The organism is Vibrio sp. 10N.261.46.E11 (genome assembly GCF_041472735.1).
Lineage (GTDB): Bacteria > Pseudomonadota > Gammaproteobacteria > Enterobacterales > Vibrionaceae > Vibrio.
Map to the genome: position 1 here is coordinate 1 of NZ_JBFRQW010000064.1, position 10,020 is coordinate 10,020.

The 10,020-nt window shown below is 41.0% G+C and carries 8 protein-coding genes; 6 read left to right on the forward strand and 2 right to left on the reverse strand.

Features of this window, described 5'->3' with window-relative positions:
* Window positions 1-241 precede the first annotated feature (241 nt).
* A complete protein-coding gene (locus tag AB4407_RS18760; RefSeq protein WP_086049868.1) occupies window positions 242-808 on the forward strand; it encodes a BRCT domain-containing protein in 567 nt (188 codons plus the stop codon).
* Window positions 809-969: 161 nt separating this feature from the next.
* Here AB4407_RS18760 and AB4407_RS18765 read toward each other — a convergent pair whose 3' ends face one another.
* Window positions 970-2,916: a BRCT domain-containing protein gene (locus tag AB4407_RS18765; RefSeq protein ID WP_372121613.1), complete on the reverse strand. Its 1,947-nt coding sequence runs from the start codon at window positions 2,914-2,916 to the stop codon at window positions 970-972.
* A 182-nt stretch (window positions 2,917-3,098) separates the two neighbouring features.
* Complete coding sequence (zipA, locus tag AB4407_RS18770; protein WP_372121614.1) at window positions 3,099-4,235, reverse strand: cell division protein ZipA; 1,137 nt, start codon at window positions 4,233-4,235, stop codon at window positions 3,099-3,101.
* 229 nt (window positions 4,236-4,464) lie between these two features.
* Between zipA and cysZ the strand changes: the two genes are divergently transcribed.
* The 5 genes from cysZ (at window position 4,465) to crr (ending at window position 9,482) form a co-directional block, all read left to right on the forward strand.
* Window positions 4,465-5,223, forward strand: a complete 759-nt coding sequence (cysZ, locus tag AB4407_RS18775) for a sulfate transporter CysZ (RefSeq protein ID WP_372121615.1) — start codon at window positions 4,465-4,467, stop codon at window positions 5,221-5,223.
* A gap of 235 nt (window positions 5,224-5,458) precedes the next feature.
* Complete coding sequence (gene cysK, locus AB4407_RS18780) at window positions 5,459-6,427, forward strand: cysteine synthase A (protein WP_012604562.1); 969 nt, start codon at window positions 5,459-5,461, stop codon at window positions 6,425-6,427.
* 303 nt (window positions 6,428-6,730) lie between these two features.
* Window positions 6,731-6,988 (forward strand): HPr family phosphocarrier protein, encoded by a 258-nt coding sequence (locus AB4407_RS18785; protein WP_004734263.1) that lies wholly within the window; start codon window positions 6,731-6,733, stop codon window positions 6,986-6,988.
* 153 nt (window positions 6,989-7,141) lie between these two features.
* The gene (gene ptsI / locus AB4407_RS18790) at window positions 7,142-8,866 is read left to right on the forward strand and encodes a phosphoenolpyruvate-protein phosphotransferase PtsI (protein WP_009847363.1); all 1,725 of its coding nucleotides are present in this window, start codon (window positions 7,142-7,144) and stop codon (window positions 8,864-8,866) included.
* A gap of 106 nt (window positions 8,867-8,972) precedes the next feature.
* The gene (crr, locus tag AB4407_RS18795; RefSeq protein WP_009847364.1) at window positions 8,973-9,482 is read left to right on the forward strand and encodes a PTS glucose transporter subunit IIA; all 510 of its coding nucleotides are present in this window, start codon (window positions 8,973-8,975) and stop codon (window positions 9,480-9,482) included.
* The last annotated feature ends 538 nt before the right edge of the window (window positions 9,483-10,020 follow it).

The window sequence follows — 10,020 nt, forward strand, 5'->3', positions numbered from 1 at the left end:
TGCTGTCTGGTGAGACTTTACTATTTGAAAGCCTTCCCAGAATGAAGATAGGAAAGTATGATTCTGCATGAAAACGGTAGTTTGTGTATGATTTTTGTTTGGCGACTAAACCATATCACTTACTACCGTTTTTGTTTTCAATTCCCGCTAATCCGCGATGAACCTTATTTTTTGGCTAAGTTTCATTATTCCTCTGTAAACTCTTTATAATCTAATTACTTATCAAAATATGGATGATGAAATGACAGTCTTTGATCTTTTAGGTATCAAACCAGGAGATGCGATTAAAGTTGATAACCCTTGGTCCGATAGTGGGCCTCGAGACGTTGTCCCTTTGGCACTATCACGAAATGGCATATCTATTCGAGCAATTGATACTCGTTATGGCGATATTCGCTATGTAGGCTCAGAGTGGACTATCTTCATGCACGATGAAAACGTACTGCAACTACAAGATTTTCCATACATAAAGCTAAAGTTAGACGAATGGAACTCTCGCAGATTGAAACAAGAAGAAGCTCGTGAGTGTGCAAAGGAAATTTGTCTAGAGGAAGTGGAGCGTGAATTCGCAACGTTAGATGAGGTTCTAAGTACCATTGATATAGAAAATATGAAGGTTGCTATTACAGGCACACTTCCTATTTCTCGCGCTAACGCAAAATCTTTGCTAGAGGGTAAAGGTGCCATTGTCATGGGAACTGTTGGTAAGCAAACATCATTTTTGTTTATGGGAAATACAGGACGATATGAAATTACTTCTAAAATGAAAAAGGCACATGATTTGGGCGTAAAAATAATCACGCTATAGATTGATAAGTATGACAATGGCTCTATAGATAGCTTATACTTCAATAGATATAGAATCTGCTTTTTGTAGATTCTAGCCTTTTGTTATTTCTCATTTATAACTGCCGATCTCAAGTCTATAAAAACTTAGCGATAGGCAGCTAACTACATTTGCTACTATCCTTAACTTATCAAATCAAGATATTCTTGTTCCGAAATAACCTCGACACCTTTATCTCTAGCGCCATTTATCTTCGTTTCACCGACTTTTTCCCCAGCGACTAGATAAGTTGTTTTACTTGTCACTGATTTGCCAACTTTCGCCCCTAGTGATTTAGCATGTTTTTCCATGTCACCGCGCTTCCCTTGTAGCATTGTGCCAGTAAAAACAATAATCTTCCCTGCTATTGGTGAAGATGAACCCTCTTGTTCTGAATGCTTAGTCGTAATACTTAAGTTAAACCCAAGACCATAAACTTTTAGAAACTCTTCTTTAATGTTAGCTAAACCTTCAACAATCGCTTCTGCGCTAACTGTCGCAAACCCATCTAACTTAGCAATGCTTTCTGCGGTAGCGTCAAGCAACTCTAGCAATGAGTAATGTTGAAGAAGCTTCTCGCAATTGCCTCCCCCCAAACGACTTACTCCAAATGCTGAAAGAAAACGCCAGTCTTCAATTTCAATATCTTTACTTGCTTGTAGTTGATCAGATAGGTTCTTAGATGTCTTGTCACCAAACCCATACATTGCAAAGTGATGCGGTTTCAAATCATATATTTGATGAATATGATTAACTCCGAGATTGACTAGTTTCTCGATGTTTTTAGGGCCAAATCCGTCATTGTTGCCCAAGGTTTTGAAAAAATGCACCAACGTATTTTCTGTTTGTGCAGGACAGTCACTTTTATTTGGACATACCAAGTGATCGGATTCCCAAAGAAGATGAGACTGACAGCTAGGGCATGACTCTGGTATTTGAGGCGGTGCTGGTTTTATCACTTTTTCTATTTTCGGGATCACCAAGCCGCTTCTAACAATTTGAAGTATTGCGCCTGGGCCTACGCCATTGGTTTTAACCATGTTGTAATGGTGAACCGTTACCCTACTAATAGTCGCACCACTAATTCGAGTCGGAACTAACTCAGCTACAGGAGTAACTCGACCTGTTCTGGATGTTTGAGGTGTAACACTAATAACTTCTATTTCTTCTGATTCATCGTTAATTTTGAAGGCTATTTGCCACCGATGAAACTTTCTCGTTGCCCCCATGTGTTCCTTTATAAGGGGATCTGTAGCTTCCAAAATAACGCCATCGACATCATAACCGACCGCATTCCAGATCTTATCAATAGTCTTTTCAAAATCAACGATCAAGTCCTCATGACTGCCAATCCAGTCATCAATTAGGCTAAATGGGTAGAATACGCAGGCGCCGTCCTTAATTGCCTCTAGAACTCTTTCATCAACGTTTTTTTCTGCAATTATAGCCGCTTGTATGTTTCGTGAATTTTCAAAATATTGACTTAATTTTTCTTCAAAATAAGCTTTGTCGATAACGATCTCACCAGCGCCTAAGCCTCTATCTCCATTTTTAGCCACTTTTAGACCGCGTTCAAAGGCTCTCGATACGTCCTGACCTTTTACACCGTCACCACGTGTGTAAAGCTTTTCTCCGTCATCAAAAGCAGCATAACCGTCAAGCTTTGGAGTCACTCTAATTTCTATAGCTTTAGTATCAAGGCCTATCTCTACAGCAGCTTTGACGATTCTATCTAACCATTTCTTAATTTCTTCTTTTGAATATGCCTTATCTGTAGACAACATCTTTTGCGGTAAAGTCACGGTTTTACCAAGGTTCATTACCTCGGACTCTACAGAAGTAATATATGGATGATTTGGACTATTTTGAGCAAATACCTCTCTAAAGGTGTCGTAAAGAGCATCTTCAATTACAGGAAAACCTGAACGATACAAAGCATTCGCAACCTTCAGTAAACCTAGAAGTTCATCTTCACTCAGCTCATCAATACTTCCATTGCTAATTGCAACTTCTAACGTATTTAAATCAACATCTACTTCCAGATCTCGAATTGTGGAGAGTTGATTATTGTTAAACTTAAATTCTGTCATTATCTACTACCAATCGGTTCTTTGTTCTGTTGTAGAAATTAGCCCAACATCACATGCTAATTTCTAGGGATGGATCAACTTAGTAAGTAAAGCTTTCTCTGTCGTGATTGAAACATCAAAAAGGGCTCCCTTAGGAGCCCTTTTCTATAAATATAGATTATTTACAAGGCTAAACAATACGGCTAGGCGTTAGCTGCCGTCATAAAGTCTCGGATTTGCTTACGGTAGTCAGACAAACGATTTGGCGTCATTAAATTACGTGACTCATCCAATACGTTTCCGCCCAAATCATCTGCAATTTTCTGTGCAGCACTCAGCATCACATTGAAGTTTTGATCAGCTTGACCATAACAAGGCAGCGTCATAAAGAACGAAATACCTTTTGTGGTAAAGTCAGCAGGATCGTCATGTTCTAGTGTTCCTGGCTGCATCATATTTGCTACGCTGAAAATAACTTTTGGCTCATCGCTCGCTTGTGCAAAGCAGTGATAAATCGACATTTCACCATAAGCTAGGCCGTTGTTCTCCATGCTACGGAAAAGTTCAGTACCCACAAATGGGATCTCCCCGGCACAGTGAACATTAAGAACAATGACTTCAAGGCCAAGATCTTCATCTGAATGAGCTTTTTCATCTAACTTACTTTCGTTAACTAAATTAACTTCGTCACCCAACTGAGCTTCTTCTGCTAAGTTAGCATCTTTATCTAACTTAGTTTCTTCAACCGAAGTAACACTTTGTGCTGCAACCACTTCTTTCCCAATAAATGGTTCGCTTGGCGTTAAGCCTTCGCTAGAAAGTAGTGGATCAGCGACCGTATCAGAGGCTTCTTCAAACGAACCATACTGCTCTTTAAAGCCTGCGTGATTTTGTTTTTGCTCGTCAGTCAATTCAAAGTTAGGAACTTCAGGTTCAACAACCTTCTCTTCCTCAACCTGTTCAAGCTCACCTTTAACTTCGATCGGGTCTTCAACACTGAAAGAAGGAAGATCATTCAATTCTATTTCGTCTTCGTGAGCTTCTTTTTGCTGTGGCGCTGACAATGGATCTGAGTCAATCAGCGGATCCGTCCCAGACGGTGAGACAGCAAAATCCGGTTCTTTACGCTCTTTTCGGATTATCTCAAAATCATCCTCAGGAGCGAATGAACGGTTTGGGATCGTTTCAGCTTCATCTAAGCTGTCGTTATCAAGCTTACCAAGCGGCTTATCTCCAAACTTTGCTTTCCCTTCTTTCTTACTCGTCCATAGACCATGGAACAATAATGCGGCGATAGCTAGTGCGCCAACAATAATGAGTACAAATCGCAATTCCTGCATTTTTCGCTCTCAGCTTTCTTAGTCAACTAGCTATAAACACGCTGTCACTAAGTTAGGTTAATTCGGCTAATCTCACTACTCTATCAAAAGTAGCCACTGTTTTAGAACCACTTAATACAATTAGTTCATTACTTGGTGTGATTTTCACCACGCTTTTTTTCTTAATTTCGGTCGAGTACACTAGAGATGTTTGCTATTTAACCAAATTCACATGTGACCCAATTTAAATATGACTATTGAATCTGTTCCTCGCTCTGGCTTTGGCTATTTTATTTTCGGAATAAAAATTGCCTTATCGCCGAGTATCCGTAAGTTTGTACTGCTTCCTCTTATCGCGAATGTGTTACTCGTTGGCGGTGCTTTGTTTTATATCTTCTCCAACTTAAACACTTGGATTGAAGGCTGGATTGGTGCATTGCCTAGTTTCTTATCGTGGTTGTCATACATTTTATGGCCGCTACTTGTGTTAACCGTTTTGGCTACATTTTCGTATTTCTTCAGTACACTCGCTAACTTTATTGCCGCACCGTTCAACGGATTGCTCTCAGAAAAGGTCGAAGAACTGCTCAGTGGTAAAAAAATCAATGACGATGGTTTACTCGATGCTCTAAAAGATACCCCTCGTATTTTAGCGAGGGAATGGCGCAAGCTTGTCTATATCCTGCCAAAAGCGATCGGTTTATTCCTACTTTTGTTAATTCCAGCGCTAGGCCAAACTGTTGCACCGTTTTTATGGTTCATTTTCACTGCATGGATGTTAGCGATTCAGTACGCTGACTACCCATTCGACAACCATAAAATCAAGTTCGATGACATGAGAAATAATTTGAAACAAAAACAAGGTAAGAGCTACAGCTTCGGCGCACTTGTTTCTGTGTTTACTACCATTCCAATTTTAAACCTGATTGTAATGCCAGTTGCCGTTTGCGGCGCTACTGCAATGTGGGTTGCAGAATTTAAAGACCAAGCCCTACGATCTCGTCTATAGCTATCGTCTATGTTTTACAGCCAGCTCTAACAACGTCTATTTTTTTGAAGTTCTGATTTCAATAAAGATAGACGTGAATCCTGCGACATCTCTATATGATATAACTTTTTAATCCTTTTACCTTTTTTTCAACTTGTTTAATCTAAATTCAAGCTGAACAAACATCGAAAGACACTAGACGGTAAATTGGTAGATATACTACGTTTAGTTCTGTCATTAAATGAAGGAATATCGCATGAGCAAGATCTACGAAGACAACACCCTAACGATTGGTAACACACCTCTAGTCCGCCTAAACAAAGTAAGCAAAGGTAACGTCCTAGCTAAGATCGAAGCTCGTAACCCAAGCTTCAGCGTTAAGTGTCGTATCGGTTCAAACATGATCTGGGAAGCAGAAAAAGCAGGTACGCTTAAGCCAGGTATCGAGCTTGTTGAGCCTACCAGTGGTAATACAGGTGTTGCTCTTGCATTTGTTGCTGCAGCGCGCGGTTACAAGCTAACACTAACAATGCCTGAATCAATGAGCCTAGAACGTCGTAAGCTGCTTAAAGCTCTTGGCGCAAACCTAGTGCTAACTGAAGCACCAAAAGGTATGAACGGCGCGATTGCTAAAGCTGAAGAGATTGTTGCTTCAGACCCAGACAAATACCTACTACTACAGCAATTCAATAACCCAGCGAACCCACAAATTCACGAACAGACAACTGGCCCTGAAATTTGGGAAGCAACAGATGGTGAGATCGACGTGTTTGTAGCCGGTGTAGGTACAGGTGGCACTATCACTGGAACAAGTCGTTACATTAAAGGTGAAAAAGGCAAAGCCATCACTTCTGTAGCTGTTGAACCAGCAGAATCTCCAGTGATTGCACAGGCACTTGCAGGTGAAGAAATCAAACCAGCACCACACAAAATCCAAGGTATTGGCGCAGGTTTCATTCCTGGCAACCTAGATTTAGACATTATTGACCGTGTAGAGTCAGTAACTTCTGAAGAAGCTATTGAGATGGCTCAACGCCTAATGAAAGAAGAAGGTATCCTAGCGGGCATCTCATCTGGTGCAGCAGTAGTAGCAGCAAACAGAATTTCGGAACTGCCTGAATTTGCAGGGAAAACTATCGTTACTGTACTACCAAGCTCGGGCGAACGTTACCTTAGTACGGCCCTATTTGCTGGTATCTTTACGGAAAAAGAGAACCAACAATAATATGTGGTCAAATCAATTTTTCGTCCAAAAAAGCCCCATTTAGGGGCTTTTTTGTTGATCCCTGCCTCACCTTTGGTAATATCGGGTCTGTTTTATTTTTCGCTTCAAAATAAAAGAAGCAATAAACAAATTCTGAAAGTCATGAGTACTCAACAAAAGACGACCATGGCTGGATAAAAATTTATAACCAGTCTAAGTTCTAACACGAACATGGCGTACTAGCCTCTAGCGCATTTGAGCTAAAGCAGTTAAGCTAAATCTGGTTACAAACTTACAAAAAATAAATTAATTGGGGTATATAAAATGTACGAGAAGCAAGTAGAAATCACAGCAGAAAACGGTCTTCACACTCGTCCAGCTGCACAGTTTGTTAAAGAAGCAAAATCTTTCGACGCTGACATCACAGTGACTTCTAACGGCAAAAGCGCTAGCGCGAAAAGCCTGTTCAAACTACAAACTTTAGGCCTAGTAAAAGGTACTAACGTTACTATTTCAGCTGAAGGCCCTCAAGCTCAGCAAGCTGTAGACCACCTAGTTGCTCTTATGGATCAACTACACTAATACGGTCTCCTTCTTTCAAAGCCATTTTGCACAGCAAAGTGGCTTTGTTCGAAATAGATAGCAACTCGAAATAGATAGCAATAAGCGCGACATTAGTCGACGACTTAAAGTCACACATTCTCCCGTTTACAGTTGAACAACTAAGGTAAGGCTATGATTTCAGGCATCCTAGCATCTCCTGGTATTGCTTTCGGTAAAGCACTACTACTTCAAGAAGATGAAATTGTCCTAAACACTCAATCTATCTCAGACGATCAAGTTGAAGCAGAAGTTCAGCGTTTTTTTGACGCTCGTAACAAATCTTCTCAACAACTTGAAGTTGTAAAGCAAAAAGCACTTGAAACTTTTGGCGAAGAAAAAGAAGCAATCTTTGAAGGCCACATCATGCTGCTTGAAGATGAAGAGCTAGAAGAAGAGATTTTAGCACTCATCAAGAAAGACAAAATGCACGCAGACAACGCGATCTACACAGTGATCGAAGAGCAAGCTGTTGCACTTGAGTCGCTTGATGATGAGTACCTAAAAGAACGTGCGACTGATATCCGTGATATCGGTACTCGCTTCGTTAAAAATGCACTAGGCATCAACATTGTATCTCTAGCAGATATCAATGAAGAAGTTATCCTAGTTGCTTACGATTTAACGCCATCTGAAACGGCACAAATCAACCTAGACTACGTTCTTGGTTTTGCTTGTGACATCGGCGGTCGTACATCTCATACTTCAATCATGGCACGTTCACTTGAGCTTCCAGCTATCGTTGGTACTAACGATATCACTAAGCAAGTTAAAAACGGCGATATGCTTGTGCTAGACGCGATGAACAACAAGATCATCATCAACCCTTCTGACGCTGAATTAGCAGAAGCTAAGAAAATCAAATCTGATTTTGAAGCAGAAGCTGTTGAACTAGCAAAACTAAAAGACTTACATGCTGAAACTCTAGACGGTCACCGTGTAGAAGTTTGTGGCAACATCGGTACAGTAAAAGACTGTGACGGTATTCTGCGTAACGGCGGTGAAGGCGTTGGTCTGTACCGTACTGAATTCCTATTCATGGACCGTACTGCACTTCCTACTGAAGAAGAGCAATACGTTGCTTACAAAGAAGTAGCGGAAGCAATGGAAGGCGAGTCAGTGATTATCCGTACTATGGATATCGGTGGCGATAAAGACCTACCATACATGGACCTTCCACAAGAAATGAACCCTTTCCTAGGCTGGCGTGCAGTACGTATCAGCTTGGATCGTCGTGAAATTCTACGTGACCAACTACGTGGTATCCTACGTGCATCTGCACACGGTAAACTACGCATCATGTTCCCAATGATCATTTCTGTTGAAGAGATCCGTGAACTGAAAAAAGCAATCGAAGAGTACAAAGTTGAACTTCGCGCTGAAGGCCTAGCTTTCGATGAAGAAATCGAAATCGGCGTAATGGTTGAGACTCCAGCAGCAGCTGCAATCGCACACCACCTAGCGAAAGAAGTATCTTTCTTCTCTATCGGTACTAACGACCTAACGCAATATACTCTTGCGGTAGACCGTGGTAACGAAATGATTTCTCACCTATACAACCCACTATCTCCAGCGGTTCTTCTTGTTATCAAGCAAGTAATCGATGCTTCTCACAAAGAAGGTAAATGGACAGGTATGTGTGGCGAACTAGCAGGTGATGAGCGTGCAACTCTACTTCTTCTTGGTATGGGTCTAGATGAGTTCTCTATGAGCGGTATCTCTATCCCTAAAGTTAAGAAAGTAATCCGTAACTCTAACTTCGCTGAAGTTAAAGCTATGGCTGACGAAGCACTATCTCTACCTACAGCTGCAGAAATTGAAGCTTGTGTAGAAAAGTTCATCGCTGAGAAAACTCAGTAATCACCAAGAGCTTAATGAAGTTAGACGGCTAAAAATAGTCGTCTAATTTGTTAGATTGGTATAGTATATTCTACAGAATAAAACTAAACGTTAGGAGCATGACACAATGGGTCTGTTTGACAAACTGAAAAAGCTTGTATCTGATGACAGCGCTGATGCTGGTGCAATCGAAATCATCGCACCTCTTTCTGGTGAAATCGTAAACATCGAAGACGTGCCAGATGTCGTTTTCGCTGAAAAAATCGTTGGTGATGGCATCGCTATCAAACCAGCTGGCGATAAAATGGTAGCTCCAGTTAACGGTACTATCGGTAAAATCTTCGAAACTAACCACGCATTCTCTATCGAGTCTGACGACGGTATTGAGCTTTTCGTTCACTTCGGTATCGATACTGTTGAACTTAAAGGCGAAGGCTTCACTCGTGTAGCTGAAGAAGGTCAATCTGTTAAAGCTGGTGACACTATCATCACTTTCGACCTAGCGCTTCTAGAAGAGAAAGCGAAATCTACGCTGACTCCAGTTGTTATCTCTAACATGGACGAAATCAAGGAGCTGAACAAGCTTTCTGGTTCTGTAACTGTTGGCGAAACTCCAGTTCTTAAAGTAACTAAGTAATCCCGATTACTTATCTGCTTTAATTAAAACGCTACCTAAGGGTGGCGTTTTTTGTGCTTGTTATATTTGTTCAATACCTCAGATAGGCATTACTGACTATCACACCCCTTCTCTTAGCTCCCTCAACCAATGACAACCACACTGACCGTTTATCCCCTGCTATCGGACCTAGATTTTTACTAAACGTTGTTAAGCGCTATTCAAGGCATTTCACCTATACATCAAATTACACTTGTGAATTTTAACAAACAGCAGATCTCTGATATCTCGCTCGGCTCGATTCTGAGATGACAACCAACGACTCCGATTAAGCTAAACAATGGATCAATACCGCCCTAGTTATATAACAACCAATAAAAAACCCAGCCGAAGCTGGGTCTGTTTAGCGCTCATCTCTCACCACGAGCTAATTTGTGGAAGCCAAACGTTAACATCTTTCATTAACGTGGCCTTTCAACCGATTAACCTAGTAGGCTAAGTGCCGAGTTCGGAGCTTGCTTCGCTTGAGCAAGAATCGAGCTTGAAGCTTGAGAAAGGA

What these genes read in the sequence shown, in the direction of transcription:
- AB4407_RS18765 (WP_372121613.1), bottom strand. Translation starts at nt 2,916, where the DNA reads ATGACAGAATTTAAGTTTAACAATAATCAACTCTCCACAATTCGAGAT.
- ptsI (WP_009847363.1), top strand. Translation starts at nt 7,142, where the DNA reads ATGATTTCAGGCATCCTAGCATCTCCTGGTATTGCTTTCGGTAAAGCA.
- AB4407_RS18760 (WP_086049868.1), top strand. Translation starts at nt 242, where the DNA reads ATGACAGTCTTTGATCTTTTAGGTATCAAACCAGGAGATGCGATTAAA.
- cysZ (WP_372121615.1), top strand. Translation starts at nt 4,465, where the DNA reads ATGACTATTGAATCTGTTCCTCGCTCTGGCTTTGGCTATTTTATTTTC.
- crr (WP_009847364.1), top strand. Translation starts at nt 8,973, where the DNA reads ATGGGTCTGTTTGACAAACTGAAAAAGCTTGTATCTGATGACAGCGCT.
- zipA (WP_372121614.1), bottom strand. Translation starts at nt 4,235, where the DNA reads ATGCAGGAATTGCGATTTGTACTCATTATTGTTGGCGCACTAGCTATC.
- AB4407_RS18785 (WP_004734263.1), top strand. Translation starts at nt 6,731, where the DNA reads ATGTACGAGAAGCAAGTAGAAATCACAGCAGAAAACGGTCTTCACACT.
- cysK (WP_012604562.1), top strand. Translation starts at nt 5,459, where the DNA reads ATGAGCAAGATCTACGAAGACAACACCCTAACGATTGGTAACACACCT.